The organism is Desulfosediminicola flagellatus (genome assembly GCF_005116655.2).
Classification (GTDB): domain Bacteria; phylum Desulfobacterota; class Desulfobulbia; order Desulfobulbales; family Desulfocapsaceae; genus Desulfopila; species Desulfopila flagellata.
On record NZ_CP050698.1, the window covers coordinates 6,262,622 to 6,284,187 of the forward strand.

Consider the following 21,566-nt stretch of genomic DNA (forward strand, 5'->3'; position numbering starts at 1 on the left):
TCATTAATAGAAAAGTCTGGAACAGGATATAAACATCACTCCTCCAAGGCAAAGGAAAAACATATGACAGAGAAAAATAGGTATATAAAGAATACCGCTTGACGGTGCCTGTGAATTTTGCTATTTCAAAGGCAGTTACATAATCTATTTCAAATACGGACCAAAAAAACGCAAAGCGAATGTTACCTAAAGCCACCAACATGAATGTAGTTTCTATTCTATCTCTAGCACTAGTCGTACTTAGTGTGGTGGTCGTGGTGCGTAACGTGGAGGGCGCAGCGCCGTAACAGGAATAGAAGAGTAAAATAAATTACTTAACCCCTGTCGGCGCAAGCCGGCGGGGGTTTTTTTTTGCCCTCGCCGAAAATCGCCGGCATAAAACGCAACCAGCCTCGGAATTGTTCAGGGTTTCGGGCTGGACGGAGGAACCCACCAATGCATACCATGAATGGAGCTGATCTCATTATCCGCCTGTTGGAGCGGCAGGGAATAACAACTATTGCCGGAATTCCGGGAGGAGCAAATCTGCCGTTGTATGATGCTTTGTACAAGGCACCGCTAATTAATCATATATTAGCGCGACATGAACAGGGGGCTGGATTTCTGGCTCAGGGAATTGCCCGTTCAACCGGCAAACCGGCTGTATGTTTTGCGACTTCCGGGCCGGGAGCAACAAACATAATGACCGCCATAGCCGATGCCTATCTTGATTCAATTCCGATCATTTGTATTACAGGCCAGGTGCCTGTTTCTCTGTTGGGTACTGATGCTTTTCAGGAAGTAGATACATACGGAATGTCCATCCCGATCACTAAGCATAATTTCATGGCTCGAACTGCCGATGAATTACTTAGCATAATCCCAGAAGCGTTCAGGCTGGCAATGTCTGGAAGGCCCGGCCCCGTATTGATTGATGTGCCCAAGGATGTGCAGATGGCAGAGGTGTCGTTTGAAGAGTGGCCGGAACCTGGTGAAAAAGAAGTAGCTGCACGTGCTGATAAAGGCGCACTGAGGCTGGCCGCGAAGCTGATTAATGGTTCCAAGAGACCGGTACTCTGCCTTGGGGGTGGAATAATTCATAGTGATGGCTCTGATGCAGCCTTAAAGCTTGCGGAGAAAGGAAATATCCCAACAACCATGACCTTGATGGGCTTGGGAGCAATACCCGCAGACGAGCAGCTTTCTTTAGGCATGCTCGGTATGCATGCGGCGCGTTCAACAAATATGATCCTTCAGGAGTGTGATCTGTTTATTTCGGCGGGGGCCAGGTTTGATGACAGGGCAACAGGAAAAATAATGGAATTTTGTCCTGACGCAAAGATTATTCATATGGATATTGATCCAAGTGAAGTCAGTAAATTAAAAACGGCCAATATCGGCCTTATCGGCGATGTTCGGGATTCACTGGAGCAGCTTTTGCCTCTCATTACAGCAAATAAGCGTTCAGCATGGAAAAATCGTGTGGGTGTATTACAGAATGCTTACCCGATGACAACTGGTGATATGACGGTTCCTGAAAAACCATATGGTATAATATTACAGGTTGCAGAGCGTATGGGGCATGACGGCATCATCGCGACCGATGTTGGCAAACACCAGATGTGGACAGCGCAGGTCTATCCTTTCTCAAAACCACGGCAATTACTCACTTCCGGCGGTCTAGGTACCATGGGATTCGGGTTGCCTACGGCAATCGGTGCGGCTATTGCCCACCCAGAAAAGCGTATTGTCTGTTTTAGTGGTGACGGTAGCCTGCAGATGAATATTCAGGAGCTGGCCACAGCTGTCGAACAACAACTCGATATCACTGTGATTGTAATGAATAATAATTCGCTGGGGCTGGTTCGTCAGCAACAGGGGCTGTTTTATTCCCAACACCATTACGCCTCGGATTTCCAAATCGATATAAATTTTGCCATGATCGCCAGAGGCTTCGGGATGCGGGCTTATGATGTCGGTATAGATGGTAATCTCGATGAAATACTTGAAACAGCCTTGACTGAAAAGGGGCCTTGTCTCATCAACGCACCTGTTGGCAGAGAAGAAGAGGTTTACCCTATAGTTCCTCCTGGAGCTGCAAATATCACGATGATTGGAGGTCCTTATGCAAAGCAGACAGCATGATAATTCAAAAAATACCACAATGGTTTTGCAACTTGAAGTAAACAACCACCCTGGAGTGATGTCGCATATCTGCAGCCTTTTTGCACGAAGAGCGTATAACCTCGAAGCGATAGCCTGTGTTCCTGTTGACACCGGTGATATGAGCCGGATCTGGTTACAGGTAGATGAAGCTGACAGGCTGGAGCAGGTAATAAAACAGATTCGCAAATTGCCGGACGTAATGGACGTAACCCCTCATGAAGGTGAGCATCCTGTTTTTTCCGGACTGTATACGTTTACTTGAATGGTGGGGGAGTGGATTGGTGCGGCACCTTTTAAATGACAGGGAAATGACAGATAGTGTTTGTGTTTTTGGCGGCTTTATGTTTATAACAACTTAATGGAGCGTTTTGTCGTTGTCGTCTTTTGTTGTTGGTGTTTGTTGCTATAATCTGAAGAGGAGTTTGAATCATGGCAGAAGGTAAAGTTAAGTGGTTTAATGATGCAAAAGGTTACGGTTTTATTGAACAGGATGGTCAGCAGGATATCTTTGTACATTACTCAGCCATTCAGGAAGACGGGTTTAAAACCTTGAAAGAAGGGGAACCAGTGTCTTTTGAAGTTGTAGAAGGTCCCAAAGGACTGACTGCGGAAAAAGTAAGCAAAGTGTAAAACATATCAGCAGGCATGATGTCCTCATGCCCGGTGAATATAGCGCCCTGAAATTATATCATAATTTCAGGGCGCTTTTTTTGTTTGAGACAGCCTGAACCGGGTATAATGTGGTTGTACAGGTCGGAATTGTTTACGACGTGCACTTTGAGGCCTTAATCCCGGATTTCTCAAAGCAGCGGGCCGAAATGCATGCTGGGCTATCAAGCCTCACGGGATATCAGATAAAAGTAATGTGTTGAGATTATGTCTGTAAATTTAAAAAAGTACCTGCACAATTTACTGTCGCAGGAAGAGCTCGGATTACTGGTTCGCTCGTATGATGTTATTGGCGATATTGCGGTAATTATTATACCGCCAGAACTCGAATCCAAAGAGAATGTGATTGGCCAGGCGATTCTGGATAATACAAAAAACATTAAAGTCGTTGCGAAACGGGATGGCATATATGGCGGAGAATTTCGGACTATTCCATTAAAAGTAATCGCAGGGGAAAATCGCAAGGATACTGAGCATAAAGAGTATAGTGTGCAATTACTTGTCAATCCTGAAGAGGTGTATTTCTCTGTACGCAGTGGAACTGAGCGAAAACGCATCGCTTCATTGGTAGAGCCGGGAGAGGTTGTTCTGGTGATGTTTTCAGGTATCGGTCCATATCCGCTGGTAATCAGCAAAAACAGTCAGGCAAAAGCAATTGTAGGGGTTGAGAAAAACCCAATTGCTCACAGTTATGCCTTGAAAAGTCTGGCCCGCAATAAACGGATAAAAAATGTGAGATTCTATAACGGGGATGTGGAGGCAATTCTTCCTGCACTTAATCGTCTATTTGACCGAGTAGTTATGCCATTACCGAAAGGGGGAGAACTTTTTCTACCCAAAGCGCTGCAGGTATTAAAACCACATGGCATGCTTCACTATTATGAGATGCAGAATGAAGAGTGTTTCGACGATTCGATAGCAAAGGTTGCGGCAGTATGCCGTCAGCAAAGTAGAGATTTGATTTCTGCTGAAGTGGTCAAGGCCGGTCATTGCGCTCCGCGGACGTATCGAATCTGTATAGATTGCGTAATTATATAATTTCCTACAATTATATAGTAAAGTATTTGTGTTGATCGTGAAGATTGAAAAAGATTCTGAAGTAAAATTTGTTGGTAATTACATGTTGTAAGACGTTAAAATATATACGTTTACAGGGAGAGTGCAGTATGCATCTTACATTTCATGGGGCCACCAGAGAAGTCACCGGATCGTTTCATATGTTGACTACAGAGCATGATCGTATCGTTCTGGACTGCGGGCTTTTCCAAGGTCGGCGTAAAGAAGCCGAGGCGAAAAACAGGGTGCTCCCTGTAGACCCTGAAGGGATAACGAATATAGTGCTATCCCATGCTCATCTCGACCATTCCGGAAGAATTCCAATGGTTACCGAAAAAGGTTTTAATGGTCGCATTTTCTGTACACGGGCAACAGCGCGAGCCTGCGAATACATGTTGCGTGATTCTGCGAAAATTCAGGAGGGTGATGCTGCTTACCTGAATTACAAGACTGCGCGAAATTTTTTGTCTAAGCTTAAAAGTGGAGGACAGAAGAAGGTCTCAAAAGAAGAGATGGCAGAAATTAAGCTTCTTTTAAAGAGAGGGAGGCATCGTCTTAATGATGAGGCAATTGCAGCACTCCTTTTAGAGCATCAACTCGAAATTATAACACCGCTGTATTCAATGGAATCTGCGGAGGAGTCTCTCTCGTATTTTAACGGTATTCCGTACAAGCACACTGTGACGATCGGTAAAAATGTAGAGTGTACTTTTTATGACGCGGGACATATTCTCGGTTCAGCAATGACCGTGATTGGCAAGGAAACAGAGGGACGACGCAAGAATATACTATTCACGGGTGATATTGGTAGATTCAACAAACCGATAATTGAGGACCCTACTCTTGAGTTTTCAGATGAGCACCGGGAAATAGATTTGCTAATTATGGAATCGACCTATGGCAACCGGCTTCATGACCCGGTGAAAGACATGAAGCCACAGCTGAAAAAGGTGTTGAAAGAAACTTTTGCCCGTGGTGGATCGGTACTTATTCCGGCATTTGCATTTGGTCGTACCCAGGAAATTATCTACTACCTCCATGAACTCTATCTGGAAGGTGAAGTTCCCCCAATGCCGGTCTATGTTGACAGCCCATTGGCAACGAATATAACCCATGTCTTTGGCGAGCACCCGGAAACATATGACGAGGATACGCATGAAACATTTTTGGAAGATGGTTTGAATCCGTTCAAATTTGAACATCTGAAATTTGTTCAGACTGTTGAAGAATCAATGGCCTTAAATCGAGACACACGGTCACATATAGTCCTTTCAGGCTCGGGAATGTGTGAGGGGGGACGGATTCTACACCATTTGCGACACAAGATTCATGATGCCAGGAACACGGTTCTAATTGTTGGATATATGGGGTCGAATACCTTTGGGCGACAGATTCAGGACAAGGCAGAAGCGTACGAGACAAATAAGCGAAGAGGACCCGCTCCGACGGTACGGTTTTATAACAAAGAATACCCACTTCGTGCGCAGGTTGTAACGCTTGGCGGGTTCAGTGCCCATGGAGACAGAGATGAACTTCTGAAAGTTCTGACCGGTTCAAATCTTGAGGTTAAAAAAATTGCTCTGGTGCATGGTGAAGAGGAGCAGTCTTTATCATTTAAAACTGTTCTGGAAGAGAAAGGTTTTGAAGTTACCGTGCCGTATCAGGGACAGACAATGTATGTTTCCTGAAACCGGGTGTAAGATATTTAGAAACCACAGGGGACGGTTCTCTGTGGTTGATGTACAGAGCAATGGTCATGTGTCGCTTATGTATAGATGCATGGGGCTGTCCGATTGGGCGTGTGAGTGAATACGTATGTTGCTGTAATTTAGGATTAAGTGCTTGTAGTTGTTCGGTTGTATCTATTCTCTTTGCTGCGTTGTCAGGTCCTTTTGTAGTCCAAAGAACCAGCTGATTCTCCCTGTAAAATTTTCACTCATTCATAAGCGTGTTGTATTGATATTGGCACGTAATGCGTCATTTAATCCAAAACGCGATAGGTTGAAATATCTTAGAATTGTCCTCATAAACACCTCCTGTCCGGGAAAAAAGACAACCTAGTAGCCTGTGATCATATGGAAAAGTTGAAATTCGTCCCTGAGGGCTGGATTGTGAGCCCAGTCTTTCGATGCTTTTCGAGGCTCATTTTGGAAACCACAATCTCGTATTGAAAACCAGCTGAGTGCACTGCAATCATACTACTTACCGAATTCACGATTATTTGTCTCCAGGAGGTTTGTGTGCGTTAAGTGTTGGTTATTGTGTCTATCTGGTCGTAGAGCAAAATTGGTCTAATGTCTGTTTTATCAGACATGCTGTTGTTGCCGGTGATCTGCCTGAAATGCTTGATTGCGATCTCGTGGGGTAAATCACACATCGTTGATCATTATACATAGCTAGAAATATGAGTATTTTTACCGACGATTGTCGGATTACTTCTGTGAATTGACCGTATGAAAGTATTTGCAGCATTCCAGTATTTAAGACAGGTGCTGGAAGGTTTTGGAAACCAGGTTTTCGTTAAGCGGCTGTATGTCGTGGAAACTCAGGTGGAAAGTGGAAATATCCAGAACTGGCATGAATTGTGTATATAAAAGAGGCGGTTGGTGTGAAATACAGCGGTCATCTGTTTCCACACCACTATCCTTGCAATCACGGGGCAAACTGATTGCTTGGAATGAAGGCGTGTCAGGACGCTTGGTCCTGATGGGCAATCAAATAAAAATAAGGAGGAGTTGTTTCATGAAAAAGTTATTTGCAGGTGCTCTTACCGCATGTTTGGCAGTTGGACTCACAGTTGCTACTGCTGATGCTGCTAAGCGTGAGAAGTTTGGTGTTGATGAACGTCATAAGATTGCCAAGCGCGTAAAGTTCGAGACCTCTCAGGACAAGATCAAGTGGAAAATGGTTATGCCATGGTCCAAAGGACTTCTTTTCTACGACATGGCTGTTCACTTTGCTGATAGTGTACGTCTTGCTTCTGCTGGTAGACTTGATATTAAACCTTTCTCTGCTGGCGAACTCGTTCCTGGTAACCAGTCTTTCGACGCAGTTTCCAAAGGTTCTGTTCAGATCGCACATGCTTCTCCTCTTTACTGGAAAGGTAAGAACGAGGCTTTCGTAGCTTTCGGTTCTGTTCCTTTTGGTCTGGATGCTGAGGGTTATAACATCTGGTTGCAGGAAAAAGGTGGTATGGAGCAGCTGAACGCTCTCTATAAGCCTTTTGGTATCGTATCTCTTGCTGCAGGTCAGACCGGTCAGGAAATGGGTCTTTTTTCTAACAAGAAAGCGACCACCATGGCAGATTTCAAAGGCATGCGTCTGAGAACTCCAGGTTGGTACATGGATATCATGACAAATCTCGGTGCTTCCGTATCTCCGCTTCCTGGTGGAGAGGTTTATCTTGCTCTTGAGCGTGGCGTAATTGATGCTGCTGAGTATTCAGTACCAGCTATCAACTATCCAATGGGTTTTGACGATATCACCAAATACGTTATTCAGCCAGGCGTTCATCAGCCAGGTTTTCAGTGTGACGTAATGATCAACGAAAAAGCTTGGAGTGAACTGCCAGAAGATCTTCAGTGGATCGTAAAGCTTGCTGCTGCTGAGACCCAGGCTTGGTCGTACAACTGGATCAACGCACTTAACGCTCAGGCTCTTCTCAAGTTCAAAGAGAAAGTAGAGATCGTGAAGATGGACAAAGATACCCTTATCGAGTTCCGTAAAGTTGCAAAAACCTATCTTGACGAAGTTAAAGCCAAGAATCCTGACGTGAAGACCGCTCTTGATAGCCAGGAAGCTTTCATTCAGGAATACTCAGTATGGCGTGAAGCTCGTAGTGGTGCAACTCCTTGGCCATATGAGACCTACATCTCAGGTCAGATCACTGAATAATTCGATTCAAGATATCACCTGACGCATAACATGCTCACCGTCTGCTTGTAGTCAGGGACACGGCCCTCTTCTCATGAGAGGAGGGCCATCTGGTTTGGGGTTAAGAGTTTATTAATTGAGCAATTATAAGGATACTGTGATGTTCTCAAAAATATCCAAAGGCATTGATACGTTTAGCACCAAACAGGGTGAGTATACTTCAATGCTGATACTGCCTCTGCTTGGAGTTGTTATCTATGAGGTTTTTATGCGTTATGGATTCAACTCTCCAACATCCTGGGGTTTTGAAGCAACAACGTTTCTGTATGGTTGTCACTATATGTTCGGTGTGACATACACAGATGTAAAGAAAGGACACGTTCAGGTAGATATCTTTACCGCGTTGGCTCCGAAAAAGGTTCAAGCTGTAATCTCATCGCTTTGTACCACAATTCTGTTTCTGCCGGTAATGACGTGTATGACAATATGGTCAGCGAAGTTTGCTTATTCTTCAGTTATCGGCCTTGAGCGTAATCCGACAAGCTGGGCTCCGCCAATTTATCCCTTCAAGGTGTTAATGGCAGTGTGTTTTCTGTTTTTGCTTCTGCAGGGTGTGTCGAATCTAATCAAAGACCTGCAGGTTGTTTTCAATAAAGAGGAGCGGTAATTATGAGCCCGGAAATCCTGACAGTGGCCATGTTTGCTACTCTCATACTTGCAATTACCTTAGGCCATCCATTGGCCTATACCCTCGCGGCGGTAGCTACGCTGTTTGGACTCATCGATAACGGGTTTGACGTACCTGCATTGTTCGACATGTTTGCGAACAATACATGGGGCTTGATGAACAACTATGTTCTTGTTGCAATCCCCCTGTTTATTTTGATGGCCCAGTTACTTGATCGGTCAAAGGTCGCCGATAAACTCTTTGAGACACTCTTTGTTGTTCTGGGTGGCTTGAAAGGTGGTCTTGGTCTTGCGGTTGTTGTTGTTTGTACAGTATTTGCTGCTACCACCGGTATTATCGGTGCGTCAGTTGTTGCCATGGGTCTTCTGGCGACACCTGCACTCATGAAGAAAGGTTATCAGAAAGAGATGTCTGCCGGTATTATCTGTGCTGCCGGTACACTTGGTATTCTGATACCACCTAGTATCATGATGGTTGTTTATGGTGGTCTTACCGGTTTGAAGGAAACTTCTGTTGGTAACCTCTTTGCAGCTTCCATCCTGCCAGGTCTGCTTCTTGCTGGTTTGTATTTTATCTACATCTTCATTCGCTGTACACTTAATCCCAAGCTTGGACCCCCAATCAGTAAGGAAGAAGCGTCGAAGTGGAGCCCGGTTCAAAAGGTGGTTCTTACTCTTAAGTGTCTGATTCCGCCGATGGCTCTTATCCTTTCAGTTATGGGTACCATCCTCGCAGGTGTTGCAACACCGACTGAAGCCGCAGCTCTTGGTGCTTTGGGTGCGTTGATTCTTGCAATTTTCAATGGGAAATTTAACTGGACAGTATTGAAGGAATCCTGCCATGCTACCATGAGCACTACTGCCATGGTAATGATGCTCTTTATCGGCGGTAAATTTTTCAGTACAGTATTTATGTCAATGGGCGGTGGTGATGTTGTTGCCGACGTTCTGGTTGGCTCTGGTATGAACAGATGGGCTGTACTTCTCATTATGATGGGTATTGTCTTTCTGATGGGTATGTTTATCGACTGGGCGGCAATTCTGCTCGTTACAGTACCGATCTTTATGCCGATCGCAATGGAGCTTGATTTTAATCCTCTGTGGTTCTCTATTCTTCTCTGTGTGAACCTGCAGACCTCATTCCTTACTCCTCCATTCGGTTATGCCCTATTCTACTTCAAAGGTGTTGCGCCTGAAGGCTACACCATGGGGCATATATACAGAGGTATCATGCCCTTCGTTTTGCTACAGATTGTTGGTCTTGTAATTCTGGCGATGTTTCCATCAATTATTACATGGCTTCCAAGTATATTCTTCGGAGCATGATGTTGAGCATGGTATGACGTAGTACCTTAGTTCAAAAGTGAAAAAGGCTGCAACCGGGATACGGATTGCGGCCTTTTTCTTTTGTCTAATGTTCTTCTTTTCATCTGTTTCCTCCTCCCCTCCTGTTTTTTAATCTATGGTGCTGTTAAGCCGGATTTCTTGTCAATCAAGTATCTCGCGGGCTGAGGTACCCACCATTACACGCCATGTGTAAATACATGGGCGAATAGCAAGGTTGTAAATAACGTGTTTTTCTATTCTCAAATCACATCTTATGATGAGAGAGATAGGTATATATTGTATCGTGATTTTGCTTTTGATTATCTGGCGTGATATCCTGAGTAGCAGTTGTCATGAAGGAATTTCAGCTCCTTAAACACTATCATATGCCAACGCGTTTGATATAATTAGGGGATGAGCCTTTGCCTGAAGTCTTTTGGGGTCTTGCTGCAGTTTGTCCGGAACTATGCGTTCTGTATAATTCTGGAGTGGCTGACTTCCAGAGAAGAAGGATCGATCTTTTTTTTTGCAGCTGAGAAATCGATTAATCTCTGAATGAAATTATCAAAAAGATGGATCCGAATAGAGTTGTGAAGTGAAGATGTTTTTTGCATGTAGTCATTATTGTAAAATGCCAATCTTGAATCTCATTTTTATAAATTTACTCTAGGAATTGCCTACTTTCCTCATGTTATCACTATTCAAGAAGTCTGCGAAAACCCAAATTGCAGTTATGAAGGTTGTTCTTATCTATTCCTTGTTTTCAATGGCCTGGATTACTTCATCCGACCAGTTATTGTTACTTCTCGTGAAGAGTCCAGAAATTCTGACCCGGATCCAGACGTTAAAAGGATGGATATTTATCATTGTCACATCCTGTATCATCTATGTTCTGTTATTTAGCGAGATCAACAAGGTCAGGCGTGCTCAGAAGGAACTTTATGACAGTGAAGAAAAATACCGTTTTATGGCTGAACTGACCGGTTTACTGGTCTACGACTATGATATAGCTACAGGGGAAATTAAATGGTCGGGAAGTATTACTGACATCACCGGATATTTGCCAGAAGAGTTTCAGAAAATTGATCTGCAGGATTGGGAACGATTAATTCATGATGATGACCGTGAGTATTGCGTTGCTGAACTTAAAAAGGCTATTGCAGGTGGAACGATTTATAAGATTGAATACAGGTTAAGGCGAAAAGACGGGAGCTATATCCATATTGATGACAGCGGAAGTTTCGTAAAAGATGATACCGGTAACGTGTATCGTATGCTTGGAAGCATGAAGGATGTATCTGCGAGAAAACAGATGGAAGAGCAATATATGCATAGTCAGAAAATGGAAGCAATTGGCACCCTGGCTGGCGGAATAGCTCATGACTTTAACAACATACTCGGGGCGATAGTTGGCTACACCGAGCTCGCTAAAATTAACGTAAAGACTGATTCCGGTGTTAATGAAAATCTCGATAAAGTCCTTGAGGCAAGCAATCGCGCTAAGGGATTGGTGCAACAGATACTTACCTTTAGTCGCAGGAGTCAGTCTGAGCGTTGTGCATTGAAGCCAGCAGAAGTTGTCGGTGAAATTGTTAATATGCTGCGTCCCACAATTCCTGCCAATATTAACATACACCTGGACATTGATGCCGGTGACGAGGTGGTTATTGCAGATCCCTCACAACTGAATCAGGTGTTGATGAATCTTTGTACCAATGCGTTCCATGCTATGGAAAGTTCTGGTGGTACGCTGGGAATCTCTTTGAAGAAGGAAGAGCTCTGTGAAAAGGATTTACAGAACAGGCAAGATGTTAATAGCGGCACGTTTGTCAGATTATCGATCACAGACACAGGACATGGGATATCATCAGATATAATAGATAATATCTTTGACCCATTCTTTACGACAAAGGACGTTGGCAAGGGGACAGGCATGGGATTGTCTATCGCGCATGGGATTGTTAAACGTTATAACGGATTTATCTCTGTAGAAAGTGAACCGGGGAAAGGAGCCACATTTCATGTTTTTCTGCCGACAGTACATACATCATTACACGACAATGAGAAAAAAGAAGAAGCGGATCCGCGAGGAACAGAGAGGATACTCCTGGTAGATGATGAGGAAGCCCTCACTGAAACAGGCCAAAAAATTCTGGAACAGTTAGGCTACAACGTTTCTGTGAGTAACAGCAGTACTGAGGCACTGAGACTTTTTAAGGAGAGACCCGGTGAATTTGATCTGGTTATCACTGATCAGGCGATGCCAACTCTCACTGGTGCAGAACTGGCCAGGAGTATTTTGAGTATTCGGGCTGATATTCCTGTGATTCTTTGTACGGGATACAGCTCGGTCATCACTGAGAGCGAAGCACTATCTCTAGGGATAAAAGCGTTTGCATTCAAACCATTATCAAAAAATGCCATTGCCAGATTAATACGTGATGTGCTGGGCGTAGTTGTGTAACTATTTGAATTGCAGTAATTGCGTCGTCCGAGTGTTGTGATGCAACTATTAACTCGCAGGATTAATCGTGTTTATTAGTTGGAGCTGATAGCCTGACGTGCTAACGCATGTCATTAATGACAGCTACATTTCAATTGGGCCTGTCTTCGTATTCATATTGTATGCGAATCCTTTTTTCCTTCCGGAAATCTTGAAAAACATTCCATCGAATCTCCATTAAAAGACGGCAGAGAAAAATTGTTCCACCGTTACAGAAAGTATCTTGATTCATTGCTATCCAAGCGAGTAGAGTGATGTATCATAATAACTACATGTTGACGATTTGATACGGGGTGGTATGAGCAAAAGAGCGGAAAAAAACATTGATCTGTTCGATGAACAGGATAGTGATCGCACGAGAAACCGGCTAAAAGAACTTCAGCGGATTTTTGAGCATATTCAGGATGGTGCATGTGTAACCGATGAATATGGGATAATTACGCATTTTAACGGTCCTTACGGAAGATTCCTAGAGGTTGATCCACGTGAGCAAATTGGTAAGCATATAACCGATGTGGTTGAGAATTCGAGGATGCATATTGTAGCCCGTACCGGCACGGCTGAGATTAACAAAAGCCAGTCAATCAAGGGCCAGAACATGCTTGTCCAACGCATACCGATAAAAGAAGACGGCAAGGTTATTGCTGTTTTTGGTCAGGTAGTATTCAAGGATATCAACGATGTCGGCAGGCTGGCGCAAAAACTTACAGAGCTGGAAACGCGGGTAAGGTTCTACCAGAAGGAACTGAGTTCTCTGCGTTCAACGCGTTATTCGTTTGAATCGATTATTGGTGAAAGCGAGCCTATGCTGCAGGTGAAACACGAAGCTCTTAAGGCTGCTGCCACCAGCCTGTCAGTGTTGATTTCCGGTGAGTCCGGTACAGGTAAAGAGCTGTTTGCCCAATCTATCCATAATGCGAGTTGCCGAAAGTCCAAACCGTTTATTCGTTTGAATTGCGCAGCCATCCCTAAAGATCTGATGGAATCGGAGCTGTTTGGATATGCGAAGGGAGCTTTTACCGGTGCCAAAACAACCGGAAAACCAGGTAAATTTGAACTTGCAGACAAGGGCACTCTCTTTCTTGATGAGATAGGAGATCTTCCACTTGAAATGCAGCCAAAACTGCTTCGCGCATTGGAAGAAAAAGAGTTTGAGCGGGTTGGCGGAAATCGACTTATTCAGTCAGATTTCAGGCTCATAGCCGCAAGCAACCAGAACCTTGAGGAAATGGTTGATAGGGGGGAATTCAGGGCTGATCTCTTTTATCGGCTCAATGTTGTTCCCTTACATATCCCGCCTCTTCGTGAGCGAGGCTCAGATGTACTGCTACTCGCAAGGCATTTGCTTTACAGAAACGAAGAAGAAACACGTGTTAAAGGAATCGATTTCACTCAGGCGGCAGGGGAATTGTTAGTAAAGTACTCCTGGCCCGGCAATGTCCGTGAACTGAACAACGTCATTGAGCGAACTATTGCTACCTGTGACGAAGCACAGATAACCCCTTCAGACCTGCCGCTGTATCTTCATAAGACTCAGGCTGTCATTGGTGATGCTCATAGTTCGTTACTTAAAGAGGTTGTGGCACGGGCAGAAAAAAATGCTATCGTCGATGCACTGAAGATTACAGGGTATACCAAGTCAAAAGCCGCAGAATTATTGGGTATCCATAGAACCCTGTTGTATAAGAAGGCGAGGAAGTACGGGATTTCCCTTACTCCGGAATAGCCGGAGGAAGGGAGTAGGGGAGTGGTTATGGGGGGGGCAAATAACTATTATCTCTTACACTTTTAATGCTTGAGCTCCCATTGGCTCATCACGAAATATTCTGCTATCCATCAATCTCGGGGTCGATTTAATAATTGGCTCAAAGTCCATTTGATCAAGAATATCTTTTTGCAAGTCGATTCCGGGGGCGATCTCTGTAAGCTCCATGCCTTGCTCAGTAAGGGTGAAGACACAGCGTTCTGTGATATACAGCACTTTTTGCCCTCGTTTAAGAGCGTAGTCTCCGCTGAAAGTGACATGCTCGACTTCATCCTGAACAAACTTTCTGGCCTTACCTTCCTGAGTGATTTTTAGCTGATGATTTTCAATATCAGCCTTAAGTCCACCTGCTGTAAAAGTTCCTAGAAATACAACTGTTTTTGCATTCTGGCTGATATTGATAAAGCCGCCTGCCCCTGCGAGCTTGCTGCCAAATTTGCTCACATTAACATTGCCATGCAGATCTGCCTGAGCCATGCCGAGGAAGGTTATATCAAGCCCGCCACCATCGTAAAAGTCAAACTGGTATGGCTGATCAATGATTGCCTGAGTGTTAACGGCTGCACCAAAACTCAGGCCGCCCACAGGCACACCACCAATGACGCCCGGTTCTGCAGTAAGAACAATATGGTCAAGCATTCCTTCTTCATTAACGACGTCTGACACTCCTTCGGGTACGCCGATACCAAGGTTTACGATATCTCCTTCCTGTAACTCGAACGCGGCTCTTCTGGCAATAACCTTTCGTGGCCCCATTTCCATCGGTAAAAAGGATTGAGACGGAACCCGTATCTCTGCACTGTAAGCAGGGCTATATTGTTCTGCAAAGGTCTGCCAATGATTCTCAGGCTCAGAGACAACAACGTAATCGACAAATATTCCGGGTATTTTTACATTCCGTGGATGCAATGAACCGTTCTCGGCGATTCGCTCTACCTGAACAATGACCTTGCCGCCCGAGTTACGGACTGCCATAGCTATCGCAAGCACTTCAAGAGTGAGGGCTTCTTTCTCCATGGTTATATTTCCTGCAGGATCGGCTGTAGTTCCACGTAGCAGGGCAATATCAATCGGCAGTGTTTTGTAGGCAAGATACTCTGTATTATCAAATTCTATCAATTCAACAATATCTTCGGTTGTTGCGGCGTTAATTTTGCCGCCACCATTACGGGGGTCGACAAAGGTGCCGAGGCCGACACTGCTGATAGTTCTGGGCTTTTTGGCGGCAATGTCGCGAAACATGGTCGAAATAACACCCTGGGGCAGGTTGTAGGCAATGATCTTGTTTTCAACTGCGAGCTTTTGCAAAGTAGGAACAAGGCCCCAGTGTCCACCAATAACCCTGGCAACCATTCCTTCATGACCGAGATGGTTGAGTCCGCGGTGTTGACCATCTCCCTGTCCTGCTGCATATATAAGGCTTAAATCGCGGGGAAATGCTGTGGCGATGAATCGTTCTTCAAGAGCTATGGTGAGTTGCTCGGCAAATCCTATTCCGACAAAACCGCCGGTAGCAATCGTATCACCGCTTTGTATCACACTTACCGCTTCTGCTGCGGTAACGACTTTGTTCTTTCTGGGGACTCTATGGGGTTCGTTGTCTGGGGATATCTTCATAACTGTACCGACACATCGTAATGTATTAAAAAATAGCTTTTCTCTCGGTTAATGAAAATTTAACCGGAAGTTCCTTGTAGATTGTATGTTGTTTGAGCAATAATTGTGCCTGACGCAAGTTGCATAAAATTCTGTCGGAGCAATGCAACGCATTCTTCATCCACTCTTTGCTGAAATTGTTATGATGACGAAGGTTGGCTCAGAGTTTGCATATGAGGGGTGGCGTGTGTCGTAAGGCATTGACGAATTTAGTTCCCGAAACGTGGAGGAAAATATGTTGACTGTAAAGGATTCCGTCGCCGTAATAACAGGCGGTAGCGGTGGTATTGGTAACTCATTGGCGGAATACTGGCTTAAAGAAGGCGGAAAGGTTGTTATAGCAGATATGCAGGAAAATCTTCTGCTTGCTGCAGAAAAAGAGCTCAAGACGATCAGTGATAATGTTGCTTCTATCGTCTGCAATGTAACGAGTGAAGAAGACAATCAACGATTGGCGGAGTTTGCCATTGAGAAATTTGGAGCGATAAATCTGGTGGCTCCTTTTGCGGGAATTACCGGTGACGGGCTGATGATTAGTACCGATCGTGAAACCGGGAAGGTGGTTGGTAAGATGTCGCTTGAGAAATTTCAGCGAGTTATAGACGTTAATCTCACAGGTGTTTTCCTTACAGTCCGAGAATGTGTAGAGCAGATGGTAAACCATGACTGTAAAGGTCTGGTATGTCTTATTTCTTCGACAGGTTGTCTTGGGACAGCGGGACAGCTGAATTATTCGTCCTCAAAGGCTGCTGTCGCGGTGATGCCGAAGGTACTGACAGGGGAGTTTTTCAGGCGTAATCTTTCAGATAAGATCCGTTGTATGGCAGTGGCTCCAGGTTATGTTGGCACTCCTATGGTTAAAAATATGGATGAGCGTATTGTAGATAAGATCCTTCAGCAGATTCCGATTGGAAGACTTATTGAGCCGGAAGAGGTGGTATCCCTGGTGAAAGAACTCTATAGAAACGAGGCAATGGCTGGTGAGACGGTGTTTATTCATGGTGGCTTACGCCTTGGCTCCAAAGGGTAAATTTCTATACATTCCTATATAATACGATCGTTATCTTTTAGAGGAGATACGTATGCGCGATGTCGTAATAGTTAGTGGCAAACGCACTGCAATCGGTGCTTATGGCGGCAGTTTGAAAGATGTTCCGGTAGTTGATCTCGGAGCTGGTGTTTTGAAAGAAACCTTGAAGTCGGTCGGACTCCGCCCGGTTACGAGTGAGGAGTGTATCAAATTTGCTCCAGATGCTATTCGTGATGAAGGTATGATCGAACTTGAGCAGCGATACCATGAATATGATGAAGGTTTACAGCCGGTAGAAATCGATCAGGTGATCATCGGCAATGTCCTCTCAGCAGGTCAGGGGCAGAATGTAGCCAGGCAGGCGATGATCAAAGCTGGTATACCCAAAGAGACCAGTGCGACAACTATCAACAAGCTTTGTGCCTCAGGAATCGAAGCGGTGGCACTGGCCAGTCAGGCGATCCGTTGTGGTGATGCTGATGTCATCCTGGCAGGCGGTATGGAATCGATGAGTCGTGTGCCTTATGTGTTGCCTGACGCCCGCTGGGGACAGCGTATGGGCGATGGCAAGATGGTCGACCTGATGATTTATGATGGTCTGTATGAAATGTTTTATGGGTATCATATGGGGCTGACCGCTGAAAATATTGCTGCCAAATATGGAATCAGCCGTCAGGAGCAGGATGAAATCGGCGCACTCAGTCATCAGCGGGCAATGGCCGCAATTGCCTCGGGTATTTTTAAGGAAGAGATTGTACCTGTCAATATCCCGCAGCGAAAAGGGGATCCGCGTATTTTTGAAATCGATGAACGCCCGATGGAGACAACTGCTGAAAAAATGGGCAGGCTGCGTCCAGCATTTAAAAAAGATGGAACCGTAACGGCAGGAAACGCTTCCGGTATAAATGATGCGGCAGCTTCTTTGCTGGTTATGTCTGCTGAAAAGGCAAAAGAGTTGGGTCTGCAACCGATGGTAAAAATCAAGGGGCATTCCACCGCCGGGCTTGATCCTGCATATATGGGTCTTGGGCCGATCCCGGCTGTGCGCAAACTCATGGCAAAGCATACGCTGGCAATAGGAGATTTTGATTCCATCGAATTAAATGAAGCTTTTGCGGTACAGGCAATTGCGAGTATGCGTGAGCTTGGTTGTGATATCGACAAAACCAATGTGCTCGGCAGCGGCATTTCCCTCGGACATCCTATTGGCTGCACGGGAACCCGTATTCTGCTGACGCTTATGCAGCAGATGAAACGCGGTAATCAGGGCCTTGGTCTTGCTTCTCTTTGTATTGGCGGTGGGCAGGGTATGGCTATGGCTCTTGAAAACTGTTGATCGACTCAACCATATCAAAATCAGGATGAAAATCTGTTAACCCGGATAAAGGGTAATCAAATGAACCACAACGGTGGAAAGTGTACATCACACTTTCCACCGTTTTTTTTTGACAGCGATAGCACTGGGTAAGGCTCTTTATTCTGGGCATATACCTATACACTGTGGTACTATTTGTTGCGGACCAAAGAGGCTGATCGAGGGAATACGAGAGTGTGATTCATGATATCATTACTGTAGATATTGATTGTAGCCCTATAAATGTCTATTGTTTCGCTGAATTTCAGACTCGACAATGGCTGGTGTTCTCCTATTGAATTCCAGCTTAAATGTATTCACCACCACAGATTAAAACAGCAGAGTTAGACTATGATATTTTTTGATAAAGCCGCTGAGGCTGATGTCCAAGGCAGAAATTACATTCCGTTGATGGCTGTGCTCGCACTCCTTACCGTGACCGGGGTCGCTTTCGCTATTCATGCGTTATTTGTAGGCCACGACCACGTTTTTGGTACTTCAAGAGAGGTTCCCTGGGGCATTCTTATCACTCCCTATGTGTTTTTTGCCTGTCTTTCTACAGGAATTTGTATCATTTCTTCTCTGGGGCAGGTGTTCAATATCAAGCCGTTTGTTCCTATTGTTAACCGTACAGTTTTCTTGGCAATTATTGCCATGGCAGCTGGATTGATGTCTATCGGTCTTGAGATTGAAAATCCGTGGAATATGGCAATTTATGGTTTTCTTTCACCTAACCCGCTTTCAAACATCTGGTGGAAAAGCTCTATCTACACCTTGTTTCTTCTTTTCATGTGTCTGAATTTTATGTTTTTGCTGATGAAGAGAGATGGTGTGGCAAGAATAATGGCATTCGGAGCCTTGGTGGCTATCACCTGCGGTAATCTGAATATGAATTCGGATATGGCAATTCTTGGTGCTCGTGGATTCTGGGCAGAGAATTATATGCCGCTCTTCTTCCTTATTGTTTCTACTCTCTCAGCCGCATGTTTTGTTGTCGTGCTGCTCTGGCTCAGCAGCTGGCTGCAAAAACGAAATATCGAGGAGAAAGTCCGAGGTTCAGTTGGGGCCATCTATAAACTTACCATGGTGCTCGTTATTGGTGCGCTCTGTTTTGCTGTGATGAAAGCACTTGGTGGATTTTCCGAAAAATTTACAGACAATCCTGAAGCCATGCAAATGCTTGTGCGTGGTGATTTCGCCCTTAACTTCTGGCTGGGCGAAATTGTCCTTGCCGGAGTATTGCCAATTATTCTGCTTTATCTCAGTAAGGGTGGAAAGAATATTGGTCTGTTTGCTTTAGCAGGATTTTGTGCGTTGATCGGTATCAGTATCACCTTCTATGACTTGATCATCGTAGGGCAGCTTATACCTCATTTTCACCAGTACAATCTGTTTGGTGAGCCGGCTTTCTATTCCTATAGCCCGACATTGCATGAATATATGATGGTGATTGGAACAACAAGTTTCTTCTTTCTGGCTTTTCTCGGTGGTGAGTTGTTGTTTAATTCGAAATTTCTTGAGAATCTGCGATCATAAATTTTTTCAGGTAAGAACTGAAGTCTCTTAACCTGATTGTACGATCCCTTCCGCTTTACTATCCCCGATTTACATTGAGTGTAAATCGGGGATAGTTGTTTTTACATCCCGTGTTTTTCCTGTAAGGTATATTTGAAGCATGCGGATGTGCGACAATATTGAGTCGGATATAGTAGATTGATGCAAATCAGATTTTAAGGGGAATTTGAAAAAAATGGTTACCAAGGAGTTTACTTTACATCCTTTTACCGATATTGGAGTGTCGTCACAATTGAGGGTAACCGGTGAAATATCCAGAACAACCGATTTTCTGTACCTGAGATATTGTGTCAGCGGAAATCGTAAGTTGATCGTCTGGCCTTCACGTGAACCTGAACAGCACAGGTGTGATAACCTCTGGGAAACAACCTGTTTTGAGTGTTTCATTCAGCCAGAGGGGAGTGACCGGTATCTTGAGGTAAACCTGTCTCCAAACGGCTGTTGGAATATGTATCGTTTTAACGGATACCGTATGAGGATGAAGGCAGAACCGGCTTTACAGGCAATGTCCACTGAGTTGTGTCAGGAGGATGGTGCTATAGTCCTGCGAGCATCCTTTCCGCTTGATGGTCTCGTTGTGGTTGAAGAATCTTTGCGAACAGGTATTTCCTGTGTACTTGAGCATCCAGATGGTACAAAAAGCTATTGGGCCCTGCAGCATCCAGCAGGGGAACCCGATTTTCATCATCATGATAGTTTTCTTTTAACGCTGTAGAAATGTAATTTTATAAACCTCTACCAGGTGAGACGAATGGAAAAAATTGCGTTGGTTGCATATACAGGCGAGTTGATGTGTTTTTCCCATGTGATGTTATACGCACTTGATTATGCGGAAAAGGGTCACACTGTTTCGGTTATTATAGAAGGTGCAGGGACAAAGCTGATCACCGATCTTGCAAAAACTGAGACGCCTTTCGCCAAGCTTTACTCACAGCTGCGCGAAAAAAAGCTGATCGGTTGTATCTGTAAAGCCTGTTCAGTAAAGATGGGTACCTACGATGAGGCCGTTCGGCAGGGTCTGGCCATGGGAGATAATATGTCAGGACACCCTTCTCTTGAACAGTATACCAAAGAAGGGTATGTAATTATGACATTTTAACAACCCCTTTAGTGTAGAAGTATAACGAATATTAAAGGGCGAAGCTGCGGTAATCTGGCAGAGTTGTAGATATCTGCGGCTATGGTTAGAGATAGAGCAGTCATCAATGATTACACTGATTGGAGGAAGCGGTGAACGACCCTATTGAGAATTTTTGGAAGATGAGACTCGATGAGCTGAAGGTCCAGCTTGAGAAAAACAATTTTGAGGTGTTTATAGTCGAGAACGCAGCAGAGGCTGGTGCGCTGGTTATAGAGAATATACTCCCTGCCAGTGGGGCAAAGACCGTCTCGTATGGTGGATCAATGACCATGAAGTCTGCCGGGCTGCATGATGCTCTTCTTCTGCAGGAAAACTTTGAAGTTATACGGCCTGATGAGCCGGGCCTCTCAATGGAAGATAAGATCGAGCGCAGACGCCAGGGCTTACTGGTAGATCTCTATATCAGTGGTACAAACGCTGTCACTGAAAACGGTCATCTGGTGAATCTCGATATGATCGGCAACCGGGTGGGTGCTATCACCTTTGGCCCGAAGAATGTCGTTATACTGGTTGGCCGTAATAAGATCGTACCGGATCTTGAATCAGCAATTTACCGTATTAAAGAATATGCTTCTCCGGTAAACGCCATGCGTCTTGACTGCAAGACACCGTGTGTGAAAACCGGCCACTGCGAAGATTGCAATAGCCCTGGCCGGATATGCAATAGCTGGACAATTACAGAAAAGTCTTTCCCTAAAGGGCGGACGAGAGTTGTACTTATAAACGAAGAACTGGGCTTCTAGGAGGCTGTCGAACTGAACCCTTTCCCCTCAACTCGGCGTTATT

Annotated in this window: 16 protein-coding genes and 1 pseudogene; 16 read left to right on the forward strand and 1 reads right to left on the reverse strand. The window is 44.7% G+C overall.

Going from position 1 to position 21,566, the window contains the following annotated elements:
- Positions 1-435: 435 nt before the first annotated feature.
- From ilvB to FCL46_RS26005, 10 genes are all read left to right on the forward strand, one after another.
- The gene (gene ilvB / locus FCL46_RS25960; RefSeq protein WP_136808753.1) at positions 436-2,124 is read left to right on the forward strand and encodes an acetolactate synthase large subunit; all 1,689 of its coding nucleotides are present in this window, start codon (positions 436-438) and stop codon (positions 2,122-2,124) included.
- A complete protein-coding gene (ilvN, locus tag FCL46_RS25965) occupies positions 2,105-2,407 on the forward strand; it encodes an acetolactate synthase small subunit (protein ID WP_136808752.1) in 303 nt (100 codons plus the stop codon). Before ilvB ends, ilvN begins: the two co-directional genes overlap by 20 nt.
- A 167-nt stretch (positions 2,408-2,574) precedes the next feature.
- Positions 2,575-2,775, forward strand: a complete 201-nt coding sequence (locus tag FCL46_RS25970) for a cold-shock protein (RefSeq protein WP_136808751.1) — start codon at positions 2,575-2,577, stop codon at positions 2,773-2,775.
- Positions 2,776-3,021: 246 nt separating this feature from the next.
- Positions 3,022-3,852, forward strand: coding sequence for a class I SAM-dependent methyltransferase (locus tag FCL46_RS25975; RefSeq protein WP_136808750.1), 831 nt, complete (start codon positions 3,022-3,024; stop codon positions 3,850-3,852).
- Between the two features lie 128 nt (positions 3,853-3,980).
- Positions 3,981-5,558, forward strand: coding sequence for an MBL fold metallo-hydrolase RNA specificity domain-containing protein (locus FCL46_RS25980; protein ID WP_136808749.1), 1,578 nt, complete (start codon positions 3,981-3,983; stop codon positions 5,556-5,558).
- 1,054 nt (positions 5,559-6,612) lie between these two features.
- On the forward strand, positions 6,613-7,764 hold the full coding sequence (locus tag FCL46_RS25985) for a TRAP transporter substrate-binding protein (RefSeq protein WP_136808748.1): 1,152 nt from the start codon (positions 6,613-6,615) through the stop codon (positions 7,762-7,764).
- A gap of 139 nt (positions 7,765-7,903) precedes the next feature.
- The gene (locus FCL46_RS25990; protein ID WP_136808747.1) at positions 7,904-8,410 is read left to right on the forward strand and encodes a TRAP transporter small permease subunit; all 507 of its coding nucleotides are present in this window, start codon (positions 7,904-7,906) and stop codon (positions 8,408-8,410) included.
- 2 nt (positions 8,411-8,412) lie between these two features.
- Positions 8,413-9,756 carry a TRAP transporter large permease gene (locus FCL46_RS25995; RefSeq protein WP_136808746.1) on the forward strand — a complete coding sequence of 448 codons (1,344 nt, stop codon included), beginning with the start codon at positions 8,413-8,415 and terminating at the stop codon, positions 9,754-9,756.
- 688 nt (positions 9,757-10,444) lie between these two features.
- The gene (locus tag FCL46_RS26000; RefSeq protein WP_136808745.1) at positions 10,445-12,220 is read left to right on the forward strand and encodes a hybrid sensor histidine kinase/response regulator; all 1,776 of its coding nucleotides are present in this window, start codon (positions 10,445-10,447) and stop codon (positions 12,218-12,220) included.
- Positions 12,221-12,557: 337 nt separating this feature from the next.
- Positions 12,558-13,985: a sigma-54 interaction domain-containing protein gene (locus FCL46_RS26005; protein WP_136808744.1), complete on the forward strand. Its 1,428-nt coding sequence runs from the start codon at positions 12,558-12,560 to the stop codon at positions 13,983-13,985.
- A gap of 75 nt (positions 13,986-14,060) precedes the next feature.
- On the opposite strand, the pseudogene FCL46_RS26010 reads toward FCL46_RS26005, so the two are convergent.
- A pseudogene (locus FCL46_RS26010) lies at positions 14,061-15,641 on the reverse strand (acyl CoA:acetate/3-ketoacid CoA transferase); the annotation flags it as partial.
- Between the two features lie 274 nt (positions 15,642-15,915).
- Between FCL46_RS26010 and FCL46_RS26015 the strand changes: the two are divergent.
- The 6 genes from FCL46_RS26015 to FCL46_RS26040 all read left to right on the forward strand — a co-directional run bounded on the left by FCL46_RS26015 (position 15,916) and on the right by FCL46_RS26040 (position 21,523).
- A complete protein-coding gene (locus FCL46_RS26015; RefSeq protein WP_136808742.1) occupies positions 15,916-16,710 on the forward strand; it encodes an SDR family NAD(P)-dependent oxidoreductase in 795 nt (264 codons plus the stop codon).
- 52 nt (positions 16,711-16,762) lie between these two features.
- Complete coding sequence (locus FCL46_RS26020; RefSeq protein ID WP_136808741.1) at positions 16,763-18,046, forward strand: acetyl-CoA C-acetyltransferase; 1,284 nt, start codon at positions 16,763-16,765, stop codon at positions 18,044-18,046.
- A 369-nt stretch (positions 18,047-18,415) separates the two neighbouring features.
- Positions 18,416-19,600, forward strand: a complete 1,185-nt coding sequence (gene nrfD, locus FCL46_RS26025) for an NrfD/PsrC family molybdoenzyme membrane anchor subunit (RefSeq protein ID WP_136808740.1) — start codon at positions 18,416-18,418, stop codon at positions 19,598-19,600.
- 205 nt (positions 19,601-19,805) lie between these two features.
- Positions 19,806-20,354, forward strand: coding sequence for a DOMON-like domain-containing protein (locus tag FCL46_RS26030; RefSeq protein WP_217909524.1), 549 nt, complete (start codon positions 19,806-19,808; stop codon positions 20,352-20,354).
- Between the two features lie 36 nt (positions 20,355-20,390).
- Positions 20,391-20,738: a DsrE family protein gene (locus FCL46_RS26035; protein ID WP_136808738.1), complete on the forward strand. Its 348-nt coding sequence runs from the start codon at positions 20,391-20,393 to the stop codon at positions 20,736-20,738.
- A gap of 131 nt (positions 20,739-20,869) precedes the next feature.
- A complete protein-coding gene (locus tag FCL46_RS26040) occupies positions 20,870-21,523 on the forward strand; it encodes a lactate utilization protein (protein ID WP_136808737.1) in 654 nt (217 codons plus the stop codon).
- Positions 21,524-21,566: the final 43 nt, after the last annotated feature.